This window comes from Micromonospora sp. DT68 (genome assembly GCF_049847245.1).
Taxonomy (GTDB): domain Bacteria; phylum Actinomycetota; class Actinomycetes; order Mycobacteriales; family Micromonosporaceae; genus Micromonospora; species Micromonospora profundi.
In genome coordinates this window covers 348,962-368,517 of sequence record NZ_JBNCNZ010000005.1, presented here as the reverse complement: position 1 = coordinate 368,517, position 19,556 = coordinate 348,962, and the positions used below count along the sequence as shown (strand labels likewise).

The 19,556-nt window shown below is 71.4% G+C and carries 16 protein-coding genes; 11 read left to right on the top strand and 5 right to left on the bottom strand.

Going from position 1 to position 19,556, the window contains the following annotated elements; translation table 11 throughout:
• Positions 1-13 precede the first annotated feature (13 nt).
• The 6 genes from ACPXB1_RS12380 (at position 14) to ACPXB1_RS12355 (ending at position 7,470) form a co-directional block, all read left to right on the top strand.
• Complete coding sequence (locus ACPXB1_RS12380) at positions 14-1,303, top strand: ABC transporter substrate-binding protein (protein ID WP_425735255.1); 1,290 nt, start codon at positions 14-16, stop codon at positions 1,301-1,303.
• 165 nt (positions 1,304-1,468) lie between these two features.
• Positions 1,469-2,236, top strand: coding sequence for an SDR family oxidoreductase (locus ACPXB1_RS12375; protein WP_355588842.1), 768 nt, complete (start codon positions 1,469-1,471; stop codon positions 2,234-2,236).
• A gap of 94 nt (positions 2,237-2,330) precedes the next feature.
• Positions 2,331-2,942, top strand: coding sequence for a TetR/AcrR family transcriptional regulator (locus ACPXB1_RS12370; protein WP_355588844.1), 612 nt, complete (start codon positions 2,331-2,333; stop codon positions 2,940-2,942).
• A gap of 51 nt (positions 2,943-2,993) precedes the next feature.
• Positions 2,994-5,780 (top strand): AAA family ATPase, encoded by a 2,787-nt coding sequence (locus tag ACPXB1_RS12365; protein WP_425735254.1) that lies wholly within the window; start codon positions 2,994-2,996, stop codon positions 5,778-5,780.
• A gap of 59 nt (positions 5,781-5,839) precedes the next feature.
• Positions 5,840-6,988: an acyl-CoA dehydrogenase family protein gene (locus ACPXB1_RS12360; protein WP_355588848.1), complete on the top strand. Its 1,149-nt coding sequence runs from the start codon at positions 5,840-5,842 to the stop codon at positions 6,986-6,988.
• A gap of 17 nt (positions 6,989-7,005) precedes the next feature.
• Entirely contained in the window at positions 7,006-7,470 is a 465-nt protein-coding gene (locus ACPXB1_RS12355) for a MaoC family dehydratase (RefSeq protein ID WP_355633087.1), read from the top strand.
• A gap of 22 nt (positions 7,471-7,492) precedes the next feature.
• On the opposite strand, the gene ACPXB1_RS12350 is transcribed toward ACPXB1_RS12355, so the two are convergent.
• Positions 7,493-8,473 (bottom strand): LacI family DNA-binding transcriptional regulator, encoded by a 981-nt coding sequence (locus ACPXB1_RS12350; protein WP_355589416.1) that lies wholly within the window; start codon positions 8,471-8,473, stop codon positions 7,493-7,495.
• Between the two features lie 287 nt (positions 8,474-8,760).
• Between ACPXB1_RS12350 and ACPXB1_RS12345 the strand changes: the two genes are divergently transcribed.
• From ACPXB1_RS12345 to ACPXB1_RS12330, 4 genes are read left to right on the top strand one after another with little or no spacing between them, the layout of a single operon-like run.
• Positions 8,761-9,945: an extracellular solute-binding protein gene (locus tag ACPXB1_RS12345; protein ID WP_355588852.1), complete on the top strand. Its 1,185-nt coding sequence runs from the start codon at positions 8,761-8,763 to the stop codon at positions 9,943-9,945.
• Positions 9,942-10,940 (top strand): carbohydrate ABC transporter permease, encoded by a 999-nt coding sequence (locus ACPXB1_RS12340; protein ID WP_355588854.1) that lies wholly within the window; start codon positions 9,942-9,944, stop codon positions 10,938-10,940. Before ACPXB1_RS12345 ends, ACPXB1_RS12340 begins: the two co-directional genes overlap by 4 nt.
• Positions 10,937-11,803, top strand: coding sequence for a carbohydrate ABC transporter permease (locus tag ACPXB1_RS12335; RefSeq protein WP_355588856.1), 867 nt, complete (start codon positions 10,937-10,939; stop codon positions 11,801-11,803). Before ACPXB1_RS12340 ends, ACPXB1_RS12335 begins: the two co-directional genes overlap by 4 nt.
• 38 nt (positions 11,804-11,841) lie before the next feature.
• Positions 11,842-14,166 (top strand): glycoside hydrolase family 3 N-terminal domain-containing protein, encoded by a 2,325-nt coding sequence (locus ACPXB1_RS12330; protein WP_425735253.1) that lies wholly within the window; start codon positions 11,842-11,844, stop codon positions 14,164-14,166.
• A gap of 87 nt (positions 14,167-14,253) precedes the next feature.
• On the opposite strand, the gene ACPXB1_RS12325 is transcribed toward ACPXB1_RS12330, so the two are convergent.
• Both ACPXB1_RS12325 and ACPXB1_RS12320 read right to left on the bottom strand, forming a co-directional pair.
• Entirely contained in the window at positions 14,254-15,114 is an 861-nt protein-coding gene (locus ACPXB1_RS12325) for a PhzF family phenazine biosynthesis protein (protein WP_425735252.1), read from the bottom strand.
• A 58-nt stretch (positions 15,115-15,172) separates the two neighbouring features.
• Positions 15,173-15,964, bottom strand: coding sequence for an aminoglycoside adenylyltransferase domain-containing protein (locus ACPXB1_RS12320; RefSeq protein ID WP_425735251.1), 792 nt, complete (start codon positions 15,962-15,964; stop codon positions 15,173-15,175).
• Between the two features lie 88 nt (positions 15,965-16,052).
• Between ACPXB1_RS12320 and ACPXB1_RS12315 the strand changes: the two genes are divergently transcribed.
• On the top strand, positions 16,053-17,003 hold the full coding sequence (locus ACPXB1_RS12315) for a nucleoside hydrolase (RefSeq protein WP_425735250.1): 951 nt from the start codon (positions 16,053-16,055) through the stop codon (positions 17,001-17,003).
• Positions 17,004-17,055: 52 nt separating this feature from the next.
• On the opposite strand, the gene ACPXB1_RS12310 is transcribed toward ACPXB1_RS12315, so the two are convergent.
• Together ACPXB1_RS12310 and ACPXB1_RS12305 are read right to left on the bottom strand one after the other, a co-directional pair.
• The gene (locus ACPXB1_RS12310; protein ID WP_425735249.1) at positions 17,056-18,240 is read right to left on the bottom strand and encodes a cellulose binding domain-containing protein; all 1,185 of its coding nucleotides are present in this window, start codon (positions 18,238-18,240) and stop codon (positions 17,056-17,058) included.
• 241 nt (positions 18,241-18,481) lie between these two features.
• The gene (locus ACPXB1_RS12305; protein ID WP_355588867.1) at positions 18,482-19,504 is read right to left on the bottom strand and encodes an acetylxylan esterase; all 1,023 of its coding nucleotides are present in this window, start codon (positions 19,502-19,504) and stop codon (positions 18,482-18,484) included.
• Positions 19,505-19,556: the final 52 nt, after the last annotated feature.

Sequence of the window (19,556 nt, the reverse complement as noted above, 5' to 3'; positions counted from 1 at the left end):
GTCGGTGTTCCTCATGCACCGTACGGCACAACGCGGTCTCGCGATCGCCAGCACAATAGCCCTGCTCATCGCCGCCGCCGGTTGCAGTGGCGACGACGGCGGCGGCTCCTCCGGCGGGGCTTCGGTGCCGGGGGTCACCGACACCGAGATCGTCGTCGGTACGCACATGCCGCTCACCGGGCCGGCCTCGGCCGGCTACTCCAAGATCGCCCCGGCGACGAAGGCGTACTTCGACTACGTCAACGCCAACGGCGGCGTGCACGGCCGGAAGATCACCTACAAGATCATGGACGACGGCTACAACCCGGCGAACACCCAGCAGGTGGTCCGGCAGCTCGTCCTCCAGGACAAGGTCTTCGCCGTTCTCAACGGGCTCGGCACCCCGACCCACACCGGCGTTCTCGACTTCCTCAAGACCAACCGGGTGCCCGACCTGTTCGTGGCCTCCGGCAGTCGCAGCTGGGACCAGCCGGACAAGTATCCGGGCACGTTCGGGTTCAACCCGGACTACACGGTCGAGGGCAAGATCCTCGCCAACTACGTGAAGGCGAACCACGCCGGCCAGAAGGTCTGCTTCCTGGGTCAGGACGACGACTTCGGCCGCGACAGCCTGGTGGGCGTGGAGAAGGTTCTCGGCGCCGGGGGCGTGGCGGTCAAGCAGACGTACGTCACAAGCAACACCAACGTCGCGCCGCAGATCGGCGCGTTCAAGGCCGCAGGCTGCCAGGTCGTCGTGCTCGCCACGGTGCCCGGCTTCACCGCCCTGTCCGTCGGCACCGCCGCGCGGCTGGGCTTCAAGCCGCAGTGGCTGGTCTCCAACGTCGGCGGCGACCACCCGACCCTCGCCAAGCAGCTCGGCGAGGCGGCTCCGCTGCTGGAGGGCATGGTCGGCGCCAACTACCTGCCGATGCAGAACGACACAGCGAACCCGTGGATCCAGCTCTTCACGAAGATCAACAAGGAGCACAACGGTGACGCGCCGTTCGACGGCAACACCGTCTACGGCATGTCCGTCGGCTACCTCTTCGTGCAGGTGCTGCTCGCCGCCGGCAAGGACCTCACCCGGGAGAAGGTGCTCAGCGCGGTGCAGAAGGGCGGCTTCCAGGGGCCGGGCCTCGCGCCGCTGCGCTTCTCCGACAAGGACCACTCCGGGTACGGCGGGCAGCGCCTGACCAAGGTGAGCGGGGGAGCGCAGAGCTACTTCGGGCCGACGTACGAGACCGACGAGGAGGACGGCCCGGTCACCGAGTTCTCGGCCGCCCCGGTCGCGCCACCCGCGAACGGGGTGCCGACCGTCTCCTGACGACTCGTACACCCGGCCGTCGACCGGGCGTGGTCACCGCCGACCGCGCCCGGTCGTACGGCTGTCCGGCGGCGCGTCGGGGCTCTCGGCGGTGCTGGCGGTCCTTCGGCGGCGCTGTCGGGAAGGCGTTGACCGACACCGATCACCACTCCTACTATCTGCACTGTGGATGCAGAATCACGCAGGCTCGTCGGTCGGGTCGCCATCGTCACCGGCGCCAGTCGGGGGATCGGCCTGGCCATCGCGCGGCGGCTGGTGGCCGAGGGCGCGCGGGTGGGTCTCACGGCCCGCCACCCCGAGGCGCTGGACGAGGCCGTCGCAGCCCTCGGCGGCTCCGCGTACGCGGTCGCCGTCGCCGGCCGGGCCGACGACGCCGCGCACCGGGCCGATGCGGTACGCCAGGTCAGCGCGGCATTCGGGCCTGTCGACCTCCTTGTCAACAACACAGGCATCAACCCGGTGCACGGCCCGCTCGTCGAGCTGGACCTCGCGGCGGCGCGCAAGATCCTCGACGTCAACCTGGTGGCCGCGCTGGGCTGGGTGCAGGCGGTCTGCGCCGCCGGCATGACCGAGCGCGGCGGCTGCGTGGTGAACGTGTCGTCGATCGCCGGCCTCGCGCCGGCGCCCGGCATCGCCTTCTACGGCGTGAGCAAGGCCGCGCTCAACCACCTCACCGCGAGCCTCGCCGTGGAGTTGGGGCCGACGGTCCGGGTCAACGCCGTCGCGCCCGGCGTGGTCAAGACCCGCTTCGCCGCCGCCCTCTACGAGGGCCGGGAGGAGGAGGTCGCCGCGCGGTACCCGCTGGGCCGGCTCGGCGTCGCCGACGACGTGGCGGGCGCTGTCGCCTTTCTGGCCTCCGCCGACGCCGCCTGGATCACCGGGCAGACGATCGTCTGCGACGGCGGCGTCACGCTGGGAGGCCGGTCCGGATGACGCCGCCAGTGGTCGCCCGATGTCGCCTGATCATCGCCTGTCTAGACTCGGCGGTGCGTCGGGGGACGCCGTGGCGGTGAGGGGGCGGGGGCGGATGAACAAGGTCGAGGCCCCGGGACGCGTCGACGGGCGCACGGCCCGTGCCGAGCGCACCCGGGCGGCCATCGTCGAGGCGCACCTGGCGCTCATCGCCGAGGGTGACCTGCGGCCGACCGGCGAACGCATCGCCGAGCGGGCCGGCATCTCGCTGCGGACGCTCTGGACCAACTTCAAGGACATGGAGACGCTGTTCGAGGCCAGCGGCGCGGAGGTGCTGCGTCAGCAGGACGCCGCGTACCGACCGATCTCGCCCGCGTTGCCTCTGGCCAAGCGCATCGACGCGTACTGCCGGCAGCGCGCCCGGCTGCTCCAGCTCATCGCGCCGTCGGCGCGGGCCGCGCAGATGCGCGAGCCGGTCTCCGACCAGCTGCACCTCAACCGCCTCAAGCACATCGACCGGGTACGCGACGAGGTCGAACAGCTCTTCGCCACCGAGTTGGCGCGGGCCGGGCGAGGGCGCGAGCAGTTGCTCAACGCGCTGATCGCGGCGAGCACGTGGCAGGCGTGGTCGATGCTGCGGTACGGCCTCGGGCTGGGCGTGGACCAGGCCCGGGGGGTCATGACCCGGACGGTCGGCGCGCTGTTGGCGGAGGTGGCGGCCGACTGATCCCGGCCTGTCCTCTTTCCTTCCGCTTATCGATGAGTGACACTGTGACGCATGGTTACTGCATCACGAGTGCAAATAACTGTGCTGCGCGGCCGGGATGACCAGTGCCGGGCCGTCCGGAGCCTTCTCGACGGCGTGACCGACGGCGGTGGGGCGCTGCTGCTGCACGGCGAGCCGGGGTCGGGGCGTACGGCGCTGCTGTCCTACGCCCACCGGTATGCCGAGAACTGCGTCGTCCTGGCCGGGGCCGGGCTGCCCGCGGAGGCGGCGCTGCCGTACGCCGGGCTGCAACGCCTGCTCGACCCGGTGCGCGACCGGGCCACCGACCTGCCGGAGCCGCAGCGGAACCTGCTGCGTCGGGCACTGGACGGGGAGGGCTGCCCGCCGGAGCGTCGGCTGGCCCTCTCGGTCGCCGTGCTCGGGCTGCTCGCCGCCGCCGCGCGGGAGCGCCCGCTGCTGGCCACGATGGACGACCTCGACCGGGGTGACCCGCAGACCGCGCAGGTACTGGCGTTCGTGGCCCGCCGGCTGCGGCACCTGCCGGTCGCCGTCCTACTCACCGCCGACGTCACCGCCGCTGTCGACGGGGTCGCGACGTGCCGGCTCGGGCCGCTGAGCGAGCGGGACAGCGTCGCCGTCCTGGCCGACCGGCTGCACGAGCGACCTACCGAGCCGGTGGCGGCCACCCTCGCCGTGATCGGCGGCGGCAACCCGCAGGCGCTCGTGGACCTCGCCGACGCGCTGAGCCCGGGGCAGTGGCGGGGGGAGGAGCCGCTACCCGCCACGCCACCGACGGACGGCGCGCTCGGCCGCGCCTACCGGGCCCGCATCGACCGGTTGCCGCCGGACACCCGTCGCATGCTGCTGCTCGCCGCCCTCGACGAGTCGAACGAGCCCGCGACACTGGCCCGCGCGGCCGACGCCGCCGGCATGGCCGTCGAGGCGCTAGCCCCGGCAGAGGTCGCCGGCCTGGTCCACGTCGAGCCCGGGGGCGTCACGTTCCCGCAGCCGCTGGCCCGGGCGATGGTCGCGGCCAGCGCGCCGCTCGCGCAGCGACGGCAGGCGCACCGGCTGCTCGCCGGGGTGCTCGACGCGGACGCGCAGCGGCTGCGCCGCGCCATGCACCTCGCCGCCGCGACGGCGGGCACCGACGCGGCCCTCGCCGACGAGTTGGAGCGTGCGGCGACAGGCGTACCTACCGACTGGGCAATGGCCTCGGCCGCGCTGTGCCGGGCCGCCGAACTCAGCGACCGCCCGGGCGACGCCGCCGGCCGGCTGCTGACCGCCGCCCGGTACGCGTGGACCGCCGGCCAGCCCACCGAGGCGCGCCTGCTGCTCGACCGGCTTCGCGCGACCTGCGCCGACCCTGCCGTCGCCGGGCACGCGGCCGTGCTGCGCGGCGAACTGGAGTTGCGCTGCGACGCCGCCTCGGGTGCGGCGTCCACGCTGCTGGCCGCCGCCGGGACGGTCGCGGCCACCGACCGCGCGCTCGCCGTGCAGGCGTTGGCGAGGGCCGGCGAGGCAGTGTGCTTCGCCGGCGACCAGTACCGGTACGCGGAGGTCGGCCGCCGGGCCGCGGAATTGCGCCGTCCGCACGACCCACCGGCCGTCGAGTTGACGAGTTCGCTCGTCGCCGGTGTGGCGGCCACGCTGCGCGGCGACCATGAGCGGGCGGGTCCCGCGTTGCGCCGGGCCGTCGTACTCGGTGGCCGGTTGACCGGGGCGGAGCTGACCCCGACCGCCCTCGCCTGCGCGGCGGCGGCCGGGCTGGTGGTGGCGGTGGACGGCGCGGCGCACCGGCTCGCCGAGCGTGCCGTCGGGTTGGCCCGCGAGCGGGCCGAACTGTCAATGCTGTCCCGGGCGTTGGAGCTGCGGGCGGTCGCCGAGTACTGGTTGGGTCGGCACGAGGCTGCGGCGGAGACGTCCCGCGACGGACTGCGGGTCGCCCGTGCCGCAGGCCAGGTCAACTGTGCCAACGTCCACCTGGGCATGCTCGCCGTGCTGGCCGCCGTACGGGCCGACCGGGAGACCAGCCTGCGGCGGATCCGGGAGATCGGAGAGGCTCCGACACCGGGCAGCCGGCCGCACGCGCTTGCCGGGTGGGCGCGGGCAGTCCTCGACCTGGCCGACGGCAGACATGCCGAGGCGGCGACCAGGCTGGCGTCGCTGGCCCGACTCGGCACCGGGCGAGGTCAGGTGCTCGTCCAGGTGATGGCAACTCCGTACCTGGTGGAGGCCGCCGCCCACCTGGCGCACCGGCCGGCGGCGACGGCCGCGCTCGCGGTTTTCGACAGGTGGGCAAGCAGCACCGCCAGCCCGTTGCGGCGGGCACTGTCGGCCCGGTGTCACGCGCTGCTCGCGCCGAAGGGCAGCGGTGAGGCGGAGCGTGAGTTCCGGACCGCGCTGCGGCTGCATCCGACCGAGGCCGGCACGTTCGAACGTGCGCGCACCGAGTTGCTCTTCGGTCAGGAGTTGCGGCGCAGCCGTCGCCCGCGCGACGCCCGGGAACATCTGCACCGGGCCCGGGAGACGTTCACGCTGCTCGGGGCGAGCCGTTGGGCCGAGCAGGCCACCGCAGAGCTGCGGGCCGCCGGGGAGTCGGTCGGCCCACCGGACCTGCCTGCCGCGCGGCTGCTGACCGGCCAGCAACTGCGGATCGCCCAACTGGTCGCGGAGGGGGCCACCAACCGGGAGATCGCCGCCCGGATGTTCCTCTCCACCCGCACTGTCGACCACCACCTGCGCAACGTGTTCCATCGGCTCGGCATCAGATCGCGTACCGAGCTGGTCCGTGCGTTCGCCACCGACCGGCACGTCGGTCTGGCCTCCGACAGGTGAGCGAGGTCGGTCGCCGTCCGCTCTGGACGTCGTAAACTATCACCGCTAGTTTATTCGCCATGGAGCTGACCCTCACCGCCGAGCAGGCAGCCGTCCGCCAGCTCGCCGCCGAGTTCGCCGACCGGGAGTTGCTGCCGTACGCCGCCGAATGGGACCGGCGCGAGTCGGTCGACCCCGCCATCGTCGGCAAGCTCGGCGAGCTGGGCTTCCTGGGGCTGACCATCGCCGAACACGACGGCGGCTCCGGCGGCGACCACCTCGCGTACTGCCTGGTCCTTGAGGAACTCGGCAGGGGCGACTCGGCGGTGCGCGGCATCGTCTCGGTCTCGCTCGGGCTTGTCGCCAAGTCCATCGCCGCCCACGGCTCAGCCGCGCAGCGGGCCGAATGGCTGCCCCGGCTCTGCTCCGGCGACGCCCTCGGCTGCTTCGCGCTGACCGAGCCGGACAGCGGCTCGGACGCCGCAGCGCTGCGCACGCGCGCTGTGCGCGACGGCGACGACTGGCTGCTCACCGGCACCAAGATGTTCATCACCAACGGCACCACCGCCGACGTCGCACTGGTCTTCGCCCGCACCGGCGGCCCCGGGCACCGGGGCATCACCGCGTTCCTGGTGCCCACCGACAGCCCCGGCCTGACACGCCGGGAGATCCACGGCAAGCTCGGCCTGCGCGGGCAGGCCACCGGCGAACTGGGCCTCGACGAGGTACGCGTCCCCGACGCGGCCCGCCTCGGCGACGAGGGCAGCGGCTTCCGCCTGGCCCTCGGCACGCTTGCCAAAGGCCGGATGTCGGTTGCCGCCGGCTGCGTCGGCATCGCCCAGGGCTGCCTCGACGCGGCGGTCGGCTACGCCGGGCAGCGGACCCAGTTCGGTAAGCCGATCGCCGCCCACCAGCTCGTCCAGCAGTTGCTCGCGGCCATCGCCGTGGACACCGCCGCCGCGCGGCTGCTGGTCTGGCAGGTGGCCGACCTGATCGACCGCGGCCAGGCGTTCGCCACCGAGGCGTCGATGGCCAAGCTCTTCGCCAGCGAGGCCGCCGTCCGCGCGGCAAACAACGCGGTCCAGGTCTTCGGTGGGTACGGCTACATCGACGAGTACCCGGTCGGCAAGTACCTGCGCGATGCCCGCGTCGCCACCCTCTACGAGGGCACCAGCCAGATCCAGCAGCTCCTGATCGGACGCGCGCTCACCGGCGTCAACGCCTTCTGACAGCTAAGGACACCCGGATGCGAGTCTTCACTTCCCTCGACGAGTTGGCCACAGCGGTCGGCGAGTCCATCGGCCCCGGGCCCTGGCAGCCGATCGAGCAGAGCCGGGTGGACCTCTTCGCCGACGCCACCGACGACCACCAGTGGATCCACGTCGACCCGGCGCGGGCGGCGTCCGGACCGTTCGGCGGCACTATCGCGCACGGCTATCTCACCCTGTCGTTGCTGCCGACGTTGGCCGGCCAGCTCTACCGGGTCGAGGGGATCGCGATGGGCGTCAACTACGGGCTGAACCGGGTGCGTTTTCCCGCGCCGCTGCGGGTGGGCGCCTCCGTACGCGCCACCGCCACCATCGCCGACGTGTCCCCGGTGAGCGGCGGTGTGCAACTGGTCGCGACTGTCGCCGTGGAGACCGACGGCGGCGGCAAGCCGGTCTGCGTCGCCGAGACGATCAGCCGCCTCTACCCGCGTACGGATCGCTGACCCTCGCGCCGCCGTACGGGTGTCAGTGGCGCGGGCGGCAGGACGAACGGATGACCAGCTCGGTGGGGAGCCTGATGTGGGTGTCGCGCTCGACGCCGGCGATCAGGTCGATGAGCAGGCGCAACGCCTCGGCGCCCATCCGCTGCAGCGGTTGCATGATGGTCGTCAGCGGCGGGTTGACAAGCGCCGACTCCGGTACGTTGTCGAAGCCGATCACCGACAGGTCGTCGGGCACCGAGAGGCCCATGTCGCGGGCTACGTCCATGGTGGATATCGCGGAGAGGTCGTTACCCGCGAAGATCGCGCTCGGCCGGTCGGTGAGGGCGAGAAGCTCCGCGGCCGTGCCGGCGGCGCTCTCGATCCGGAACCCGCCGACACGGACGAGCCGCTCGTCCACCGGCACGCCGGCCTCGGCCATCGCACTGCGGAAGCCTGCCTCGCGCAGTTGCGCCGACTTCAGGTCGGCACGGCCACTGATGTGCCCGATCCGTCGGTGCCCGAGGGACAGCAGGTAGTTGGTCGCCAGCACGGCGCCGGCGAAGTTGTCCGAATCGACGGTGGGCAGGTCGGACGGCCCGGTGTGCGGGTCGACGGCTACGACGTGGAAGCTGTGTTTGGTCTCGACAACGGTCGGAGTGACGATCACGGCCCCGTCGATGAGGGTGCCCGAGAGGCGGGCGAGCGAGCGCCGCTCCCAACCCACGGCGGCGCCCTCGCCGTCGCCGCTGGAGTAGGCCAGCAACTGGTATCCGCTGCCCGCGACCTCCTGGGAGGCTCCCTTGAGCAGCTCGGTCGAGAACGGCTCGAACTCGGCGACCAGGATGCCGAGCACGTTGGTGCGGTGGCTGCGCAGGCTCTGCGCCCCCAGGCTCGCCTCGTAGCCGAGCTCGTGGATGACCTGCTGGACGCGCTCCACGGTTGCCTGGGCCACGCCGTATCGTCCATTGACAACCTTCGATACGGTGGCAACCGAGACGCCGGCAGTGCGTGCGACATCTGACATCTTGACGCGCTGCTGAAACACCACGCCGATGATGATAGGGCCGTCGGTGGCGACCCGTCGCGAGTGAATCGAAAACGTTATCGATACCGATTGACATCAAGTTACGTGACTGTAAAACTTCGCCGCAGGCCGAGTACCGCGACTGAGTAGTCGAGGAGACATCGATGGCAATGAAGCGCCGCGCAGGTGCCGTTCTGGCAGTACTAATGACAAGTGTTCTCGTAGTCGCCGGGTGCAGCGGCGGCGGCGAAGAGGCAGCCCCTCAGAGCGAGCTGTACAAGGACCCGGTGACCCTGACCTGGTGGCACAACGCCTCACAGGACGGGCCCGGCAAGACCTACTGGGAGAAGGTCGCCAAGGACTTCTCCGCGCTCCACCCGACCGTCAAGATCGAGATCGAGGCGATCGAGACGAACCAACTCCAGCGCACCCGGCTCCCCGCCGCGCTGCTGAGCAGCGACCCGCCGGACATCTTCCAGGCGTGGGGTGGCGGCGAGATGGTCGAGCAGGTGGAGGCCGACTACCTCAAGGACATCACCGACCAGGTCAAGACCGAGGTCGGCAGCATCGGTAGCGCCGCCGAGATCTGGCAGGTCAAGGGCAAGCAGTACGGCCTGCCGTTCCGGATGGGCATCGAAGGCGTCTGGTACAACAAGGACATGTTCGCTCAGGCGGGCATCGCGGCACCGCCGACCACCTTCGCAGAGCTCAACGACGCAGTCACCAAGCTCAAGGCGATCAACGTCGTCCCGATCGCGGTGGGCGCCGGTGACAAGTGGCCGGCCGCGCACTGGTGGTACAACATGGCGCTGCGTGCCTGCTCGGTCGACACGCTCAAGAAGGCGTCCACCGACAAGGTCTTCGACGACCCGTGCTTCGTCAAGGCCGGCCAGGACCTGAAGGCGTTCATCGACACCAAGCCGTTCCAGCCCAACTTCATCGCCACGCCGGGCCAGAACGACCCGACCAGCGCCAACGGCATGCTCGCCAACGGCAAGGCCGCGATGGAGCTCATGGGTGACTGGAACCGCGGCACGCTCGACACCGTCGCCACGGACAAGGCGAAGCTCGCCTCGTTCCTCGGCTGGTTCCCGGTGCCGGCGATCGAAGGTTCCCCGGGTGACCCGAAGGCGGCCCTCGGTGGTGGCGACGGCTTCTCCTGCGCCAAGAACGCCCCCGCCGAGTGCGTCGAGTTCCTCAAGTACATCGTGAGCCCCGAGGTGCAGAAGGGCTACGCCGAGACCGGCACCGGCCTGCCTGTGGTCAAGGGCGCGGCCGACGGTGTGACGGACCCCGCGCTCAAGTCCATCCTGGAGGCCACGGCCAACGCGAGCTACGTCCAGCTCTGGCTGGACACGGCCTACGGCAGCACCGTCGGCACCGCGATGAACGACGCGGTCGTCGCCATCTTCGCGGGTAACGGGACTCCTGAGAAGGTCGTCTCGGCGATGAAGGCGGCCGCAAGCAAGTGACCTCCGCCAACCAGATCCGTACGTCCGCCGGCGACGCTTCCGCGTCGCCGGCGGGCCCCCACCGCGCGGGGCGTCCATCCGCCCGCCGAGCCGACACACGCCGCAAGTGGTACGAGATCATCGGGCTCACCGCGCCGGCCATCGCCGTCTACGTGATGTTCGTGCTGGTGCCGATGGGCTTCGCGGTCTACTACAGCCTCTACCGGTGGCGTGGCGTCGGGCCCCCCACCGAGTTCGTCGGCCTGCGGAACTACACCCTCGCCTTCCAGGACCCGATCTTCCTGGACGCGTTGCGCAACAACGCCCTCATCGTGTTCGGGTCGCTGCTGATCCAGGGCCCGATCGCCCTGGCCATCGCCCTGCTGCTCAACCGCCGATTCCGTGGGCGCTCCGTGTTCCGCCTGCTGGTGTTCGTGCCGTACGTGCTCGCCGAGGTCACCGTCGGCATCATGTGGAAGCTGCTCCTGACCGGCGGCGGCACTGTCGACGCGATGCTGGAGTCACTGGGACTGGGCGGTCTGGTGCGGCCCTGGCTCGCTGACCTGGACCTGGTCATCTGGACGCTGCTGGCCATCCTCACCTGGAAGTACGTCGGCTTCGCCATCATCCTGCTACTCGCCGGGCTGTCCAACGTGCCCGACGAGCTGACCGAGGCGGCGGCCATCGACGGCGCCAGCTGGTGGCAGATTCAACGGCACGTCACGATTCCGCTGCTCGGCCCGACGATCCGGATCTGGATGTTCCTGTCCATGATCGGCTCACTGCAGATCTTCGACATGATCTGGGTGACCTCGGTGCCCGCAGTGCGGTCGCTCGGCGCGTCGGCCACCATGGCGACCTACATGGTGGACAACGGGTTCTTCGCCCGCTTGTGGGGCTACGGCAACGCTGTGGCTGTCATCCTGTTCGCCATCTCCTTCGTGGCGGCACTGCTGTTCCAGCGGTTCCTGCTCCGCCGCGACATCGAGGGCGCCATCACCGGAAAGGTGAAGTGACGATGGCTGTGAACTCCGTTCCCTCTCCGTCCGCCGGGCGCCGTCAGGTGTCCTGGGGCACGCCGCTCACCTACGCGCTCGCGCTCGCGATCGCGGCCGTGTCGATCGCCCCGGTCGTCTACGTGGTCATCGGCGGCTTCCGCACCACCCCGCAGATCGTCGCGAACCCGGCCGGCCTGCCCGACCCGTTCGTCTGGGACAACTACGCCAGGGTGCTGACCCAGAGCAACTTCTGGCAGCAGGCGTTCAACAGCGCGGTCATCGCCCTCGGCACCACACTCGCCGTCGTCGTGCTCGGGCTGTCCGCCGCGTTCGTGCTCGCCCGCTACAGCTTCCGTGGGCGCGAAGGGCTCTACACCTTCTTCACACTCGGCCTGCTGTTTCCGGCCGGCGCGGCGATCCTGCCGCTCTACCTCATGCTGCGGGACCTGAACCTGACCAACTCGTACTACGCGGTCATCCTCCCGCAGGTGGCCTTCTCCCTGCCCCTGACGATCGTCATCCTGCGGCCCTTCCTGGCAGCGATCCCGAAGGAGTTGGAAGACGCCGCCGCCATCGACGGTGCGAGCCGGCTCGGGTTCCTCTGGCGCATCGTGATGCCGCTGTCGCGGCCCGCGCTCGTCACCGTCGGCGTCCTGGCGTTCGTGGCGAGTTGGAACGCGTTCCTGCTGCCGTTGCTCGTCCTCAGCGACGTCAGTCTGCACACCCTGCCGCTGGGGGTGCAGAACTTCTCCAGCCAGTACACCACCGACACGGCAGGCGTCCTCGCCTTCACCTCGCTGGCGATGCTTCCGGCGCTGCTCTTCTTTACGCTCGCGGAGAAGCAGATCGTCGGTGGCCTTCAGGGTGCGGTCAAGGGCTGAGCGGCAGCGGTACGAGCACAACCAGAGGAAGGCACAGCATGACTGAGGTCCACGCACTGGTGGACGGGCCGGCGCCGGCCCAAGCAGGTCCGGACCACGGTCGACCGAATGGGCACGACGGCGGGGCACGCGTACGCGATCTCCTCGGCCGGATGACGATCGAGGAGAAGATCGCTCAGATCGTCGGCTTCTGGGAGAAGGAGGACGGCGAGGCCGTCGCGCCGTTGCAGGGGGAGTTCGGCGAGGACGCGAAGCTCGGGGACTTCTCCCGGCACGGGCTCGGTCACCTCACCCGCGCCTACGGCACCCGCCCGGTGGACGCGGCGGCACGGGCGTCCTGGCTGTGGAAGTTCCAGCGGGAGCTTGTCACGGGGACCCGGCTCGGCATCCCGGCGATCGTCCACGAGGAGTGCCTCACCGGGCTGTCGGCGTGGAAGGCGGCCACCTTCCCCACGCCGCTGGCCTGGGGCGCCGCGTTCGACCCCGAACTGGTCACCGAGATGGCCGCGGCGATCGGCGCCTCGATGCGGACCCTGGGTATCCACCAGGGGCTCTCTCCGGTGCTCGACGTCATCCGTGACCCCCGCTGGGGTCGGGTGGACGAGTGCATAGCCGAAGATCCGTACCTGGTCGGCACCATCGGCACGTCGTACGTGCGCGGGCTGCAGTCGCAGGGGGTGCACGCCACCCTCAAGCACTTCGCCGGCTACTCCGCGTCGCAGTCGGGGCGCAACTTCGGCCCGGTGCACATGGGCCGCCGGGAGTTGGCCGACGTGCTGCTCGTCCCGTTCGAGATGGCGATCCTCGACGGTGACGCCCGCAGTGTCATGCACTCGTACGCCGAGATCGACGGGGTGCCCGTCGCCGCCGATCCGACGATGCTGACCGGCATCCTGCGCGACGCGTGGGGCTTCGACGGCACGGTGGTGGCCGACTACTACGGGGTCGCGTTCCTGAACCTGCTGCACCACGTGGCGGGCGATCACGCCGAGGCGGCCGGCCAGGCGCTGACGGCAGGTGTCGACGTCGAACTGCCCACCGGCGACGCCTATCTGACCCTGCGGGAGTCGGTGCGGGCGGGTCGGATCGACGAGGCGCTCCTCGACCGCGCGGTGCTGCGGGTGCTGCGCCAGAAGCAGGACCTGGGTCTGCTCGACGCGACGTTCGACGACGAGCCACCCTCGGCGATCGACCTCGACTCGCCCGAGCACCGGGCGATCGCCCGCCGGCTCGCCGAGGAGTCGATCGTGCTGGTCACCAACCGGGACGCGCTGCCGCTGCCGGCCGGGCGACGGGTGGCACTCATCGGCCCGAACGCCGACCGGCAGGGCGCGCTCTTCGGGTGCTACTCCTTCCTCAACCACGTCCTCGTCCAGCACCCCGGCGTGGAGACCGGCATCGAGGTGCCCACCGTGCTCGACGCCGTACGGGCCGAGTTCGGCGACGATCTCGTCACCTGGGCACGCGGCTGTGACGTGGACACCGACGACAGGTCCGGCTTCGACGAGGCGGTCGCCACGGCCGCCGCCGCCGACGTCGCGGTCCTGGTCGTCGGCGACCACGCCGGCCTCTTCGGGCGCGGCACGGTCGGCGAGGGCTGCGACAGGGACGACCTGGAGCTGCCCGGCGTCCAGCGCGACCTGATCGAGGCGGTGCAGGCGACCGGTACGCCCGTCGTCCTCGTGCTGCTCACCGGCCGGCCCTACGATCTCGGCTGGGCGCTCGCGGGCTGTGCGGCGGTGGTGCAGGCGTTCTTCCCGGGCGAGGAGGGCGCCGGCGCTATCGCGGGGGTGCTCTCCGGGCGGGTCAACCCGTCGGGCCGGCTGCCGGTCACCCTGCCCGGGTCGGCCGGCGCGCAGCCGTACTCCTACCTGCATCCCACCCTCGGTGAGGGCAACGAGGTGACGAACCTGCCGGCGACGCCCGTGGCGCCGTTCGGCCACGGCCTGTCGTACACGACCTTCGCGTACACCGATCTCACGGTGCCCGCCACGGTGCCCACCGACGGGGCGGTGGCCGTGACGGTGCGGGTGACGAACACCGGCGCGGTCGCCGGCGACGACGTGGTCCAGCTCTACGGTCGCGACCTGGTCGCCTCGGTGACCCGGCCGGTGGCGCAGCTGCTCGGCTACCGGCGGGTCCACCTCGCACCGGGCCAGTCCGTCACGGTCGAGCTGACGGTCCCCACCACCCGCCTGGCGTTCTCCGATCGCAGCTTCACCCGCGTCGTGGAGCCCGGCGACATCGAAGTCTGGGTCGGTACCAGCGCGCAGCGTGCCACCGAGGCGGTGACCACGCTTGTCGGTGACACCGTCGCGGTCACCAACGCATCCCCTCGCTGGAGCACCGCCGACATCCGCTGAGGCCGGTCCGCCGACGTCTGGGGGACGTCGGCGGACCGCTTCGGACGTCCGGCGTTGCTGACCCGGACCGACGGGCGTGAAACCAGGTCAGGCCCCGCTCGTCAGGACGTCAGGGAGGGCGACGGCGGTGCCGGTCACCGCGATCCCGCTGCCGGTTTCGGCGGGGATCCCTACCGCGAGAAGGCTTGGACGGCCCATGTCGTCGCCCTGCCGCACGGTGACCGTCGCGGGCGGGTTCACCAGGTGCAGCTCGCGCAGGTAGCCACCCAACGCCGCAGCCGCCGCACCTGTCGCGGCGTCCTCGACGACGCCACCGGGTGGGAACGGGTTGCGCGCATGGAACACCAGCGGCGATTCGCGGTAGACCAGGTCGATGGTTGTCCAGTCGCGCTCGGCCATCAGGCTGCCCAACGCCGCCATGTCGTAGTCCAGGTCGGCCAGGCGCTGCCGGCTCGCGGCGGCCACGATGGGATGCCATGCTCCGGCGAACGCGATCCGCGGCGGCATCGTCGGGTCGAGGTCGTCCAGCTTCCAGCGCAGCGCGTCGAGCAGCGCCGCGAGGTCGCCATGGGCGATGGGTTTGCTCTGCGGTTCGACGCTGATCAGCGTGGCGGTGGTGGTCCCGTCCGCCCGTACCTCGGTGGTGACCTCGACGAGGCCGGCGCGGGTGTCCAGACGCAGGGCTCCCGGACCGTGCCGCTCGGCGTAGGCGACTGCCGACGCGATGGTCGCGTGACCGCAGAAGGGAACCTCTGCCTTCGGGCTGAAATAGCGCACCGTGAAGTGCCCATCGCGGCCGGACGTGAGGAATGCCGTTTCGGAGTACCCGACCTGGGCCGCCACCCGCTGCATCTGCGCGTCGTCGAGCCCGGTGGCATCGAGGACCACACCGGCCGGGTTGCCACCGGCTGGATCGGTGGTGAAGGCGGCGTACCGCAGGATTTCCATGATCGGATTCTAGCTCCGGCCGGCGTCAGCGTCGGCGCACCGCATCACCATGACGAGATCATCGGGGAAGACCGGCATTGGTGGCTGGTTCCGAGGCCAGGATGGTGGAGCTGATCTCGTGCACGAACGTGTGGATGTCGTCTGCCCTGTCGGTGTCGGTGTCCTTGCCGCCGTCGTACCACCAATCGCGCGCCCAGGTGATCAAGCCGTCCCACTGTGGAAGGTCGGCGATGGTCAAGTCGGCGGCCCGTCGCTTGGACAGTTGCCGGCCGTTCTGAAGACGGTGCAGGGCCCGGCAGAGGGTGAGTACTGCGTAGGACTGGGCGCCGGGGGTGGTCATCCGGGTCACCCAGATCGGCCAGTCGCGGACGTGCTCCAGCAGAGCCGACCGGACGAGGTCGGGGGCGACGGCGGGTAGCAGTGCGACGGCTGCGGGCCCCACGAGCACGCGGCCGTGATCGCGGACGGCCGACCAGGTGACGACGCGATGGATGGTGGCGGGTAACAGGTGCAACGATTCGCCGGGACTGATCCGGGCGATGGCGTGGGTCTGGCTGGCACGGCCGTGCGCGGCATCGCGCGTGGCGCCAAGGGACACGTACTCCACCTCGATCCGGCCGGCCCACTGCGGGTGCCGTCGATCGAGGTCCGCGTGCAGACCGGCGAGCACGGCGAGCAGCGTCTCGTCCGGGTCGCTGTCGAGTACCGCGAGCAGATCAAGGTCGCTGCGATCCGGGGCGAAGTCGCCGGCGACCAGTGAGCCGTGCAGGTACAGGCCCAGAAGCGTGCGGGACAGCGAGGCACTCCACGCGTCACGAAGATCGGCGAGAACCATTTCGGGCGATGCCATCAGGTCATCCTCCGCTGCGGACCGTCCGCCCCACCACCGAGTAATTCCGATCGCCGGGCGGCGATGTTCAGGCGATAGGGTCCTGCGCGTGACTCGCACAGTGTTGCTCGACTGCGACCCCGGCATCGACGACATGGTCGCCATCCTCACGGCGGTGGCCAGCCCGGAGGTGGAACTCGTCGGGGTCACCACAGTGGGCGGCAACGTCGGAATCGACATCACCACCCGCAACGCGCTGGACGTGCTCGCGCTGGCCGGTCGGGCCGACATCCCCGTTGCCCGTGGCGCGGGCCGCCCCTATCTGCGGTCGCCGGGCGACCGCACCGCGTCGGTGCACGGGGACCGGGGGTTGGGCGGCATCACGCTGCCGACCTCCACCGCCGGCCCGGTCGACGCCACCGCGCTGGAGTTGATCGTCGAGACGATACGCGCCTGCGCCGAGCCGGTGACGCTGGTGGCGACCGGACCCCTGACGAACGTGGCGCACCTGTTCGCGGTGTACCCCGAGGTGGCGTCGCGGTTGGCCCGGCTGGTGGTCATGGGCGGCTCGATCGGCGCCGGCAACCGGACTCCGGCCGCCGAGTTCAACATCTGGGCGGACCCGGAGGCCGCCTACCGGGTGCTCACCGAACCGGGGTTGCCCCGGCCGGTGCCGACCACGCTCGTCGGGCTGGACGTCACGTACCGCACCACCTACGGCCCGGACGACCTGCGGCGGCTCCGCTCGGCCGGCAGCGTCGCCGCTCTCTGCGCGGACGCGCTCGAGTACTACCTCGCGGGGTACCGGCGCGACCACGGCATGGACGCCGTGCCGCTGCACGACCCGCTGGCGATGGCGGAGGCGATCCGGCCGGGTTTGGTCACCGCCGAGCCGGCGTACGTCGAGGTGGACACCACGACCGGGCCGAGCCGCGGCAACACCCTCGTGGACCTGCGTGGCCTGCTGAGCCGACCGACGACCGAGGTGGCGGTGGACGTCGACGTGCCGTCCGCGTTGGAATTCATCACCTGTCGGCTGGCGTCGCTGACGATCAGGTGACCTGGACGCGGTGCCGGGCAGCCGTTGCCGCCCGGCACCGCGACCCGGTGTGTCAGGCGACCGCGCAGGCGGCGCCGTTGAGGGTGAAGGCCGACGGTCGGCCGGCGTCGCCGGTGTGGGTGGCCTGGAAACCGATGTCGACAGCCGTGTTCGGGGCGATAGTGCCGTTGTAGGAGACGTTGCGGGCGGTCACCGCCCCACTGGTCGGGGAGTACGTGGCGTTCCAGCCGCCCGTGACGGTCTGCCCGCTCGGCAGCGTGAACGCCAACGACCAGCCGTTGATCGGCGCGCTGCCGGTGTTGGTCACCGAGATGGCCGCCGTCAGGCCGTTGTTCCAGGCGTTGACCGTGTACGAGACCCGGCACCCACCGACCGGCGGGGGCGTGCTCGGCGGGGGAGTCGTGGGCGGGGCGGTGGTGGGCGGGGGAGTCGTGGGCGGGGCGGTGGTGGGCGGGGGAGTCGTGGGCGGCGTGTCACCGCCGATGCTGCCGGGCACCGCGCGGAGCGCCGTGTACCAGGCGTCGGCCATCTTGCGGTAGCCGGTGGCGTTGGGGTGGACGCCGTCGGCGAGGTCGCTCAGCGTCAGGGCGCGGTACATGTCGACAAGGTGGACGCGCTTGCCGGCGGCGGCTCTGGTCTGGACGATCCCGGGGATCGCCGCGTTGTATCCGCGCACCTGGTTGTCGGCGCCCGACTTCGGGACGATCGTCGCCACGAACACATCGGCGTTCGGCGCGTTGTTGGTGATCTTGTCGACGAGTGCGGCGAGCCGGCCCGGCGCGCCGGACGTGTCGCCGTACATGTCGTTGGTGCCGATGTGCAGCAGCACCGTCCGGGGGGTCGTCGCCCGCAGCCAGTTGACGACGTTGGCGTCGATCTGGGCGATCGTCCAGCCGGAGTGGCCCTCGTGGTCGTGGTCGCCGAGGCTGGCCGGGCCGTTGAACTGGGAGCCGACGAAGTCGACACGGTATCCGCCGCTGGTGAACCGCTGCCAGAGTTCGATGCGGTATCCGCCGGGGACGTTGAAGCCGTCGGTGATCGAGTCGCCGAGCGGCATCACGCGTACCCCGCCGTTGGACTCGGCGCTGGCGGGCATCGTCGCCACCGGGACGGCGGCGGCGACGGCCGCGACGGCGGCCAGGGCCGCCCACCACAGGCGGGCCCGTCGGGGCCTCGGCGTCGTGGCGGTGGTCGCGGGTGTCGGGGGGACAGGGGGTCCGAGGTGCGGAGCGTTCATGTGGGCTTCCTCCGGTGGTGGGGGAGTGTGCGTCAGCGACGGCGCCACCATTTCGCGGTACGCGTGCGAGAGCTGGCGCGTACGACCAGGAACCCGGACGTCAGCACTTGTCGTCGACGGGCCGGCTGCGACGGATCGACGAACCGCGACGGAGGTGTGCCCTGCACCCCGTCGGACGCACGATAGCGTGTTATCGCTAACAATGGCAATCGACCGACGTCTTTGCGAGCGGGCTGGTTCGTCAGCCCGCGCCGGCTGTCGCGGCCGGCCGGCGCGCCGAGGCGAGCGTCGACGCGAGCCAGCGCAGCTGCCGCCGGACGTGGACTGCCTCACCGCCCTCGTGGCCGTTGAACGGGTAGACGTGCATCTCGCGCTCCGGTGGGGTGGGCCGACCGGTGGCCGCGCCGTACTGGTTGTAGGCGGCGAAGCCGGTGCTCGGCGGGCACACCGTGTCGCGCAGGCCGACCCCGAAGTGCGCCGGAGCCGTGGCCCTGCGGGCGAAGCTCACTCCGTCGACGTAGGACAGCGTGCGCCGCACGGCCTCCTCGGCCTCGCGGTGCACCGACAGGTAGCGCGCGATCTCCCCGTACGGCGAGGCGTCGGTGAGCGAGACGGCCCGCTGGACGTCGCAGAGGAACGGGGCGGTGGTCAGCACCGCCGCGAGGTCGCCGACGAGACCTGCCACCGCGAGGGCGAGACCGCCGCCCTGGCTGTTGCCGACCACGGCGACCCGGCCCGCGTCGACCCCGGGCAGGGCGCGGGCGGCCTCGACGGCCCGGACGGCGTCGGTGATCAGGCGACGGTAGTGGTAGTCGTGCGGGTCGAGTATTCCCCAGGTGGCGGGCCACGGGCCGCCGGGCGCGCCGTGCGGGTCCGTGGTGTCGCCGGCGCCGTACTGCCCGGCCTGCCCCCGGTTGTCCATCAGCAGGTGGGCGTACCCGGCGACCGGCCAGGTCAGCCGCTCGTGCGGTAGGCCCCGGCCGCGCCCGTAGCCGGCGTACTCGACAACCGTGGGCAGCGGGTCCAGCACGCCCGCCGGGCGCGTGTACCAGGCCCGCACCGGGTCGCCTGCGAAGCCCGCGTACGTGACGTCCCACGAGTCGAGCAGTCGCAGGTCGGTGGGCTCCGGTCGGACGTCCACGAGCGCCGGTCGGGCGGCGGCCTCGGTGAGGGTGTCGCGCCAGAACCCGTCGAAGTCGTCGGGCTCGACGACGGTGGGCGCGTAGCGCCGGAGTTCGTCGAGCGCGGAGGTGAAGTCGGTCATGGCTCCTCGTGGGTCCGGGGGCGCGGATCGGGGCGGTTGTCGCGGCGGCGTG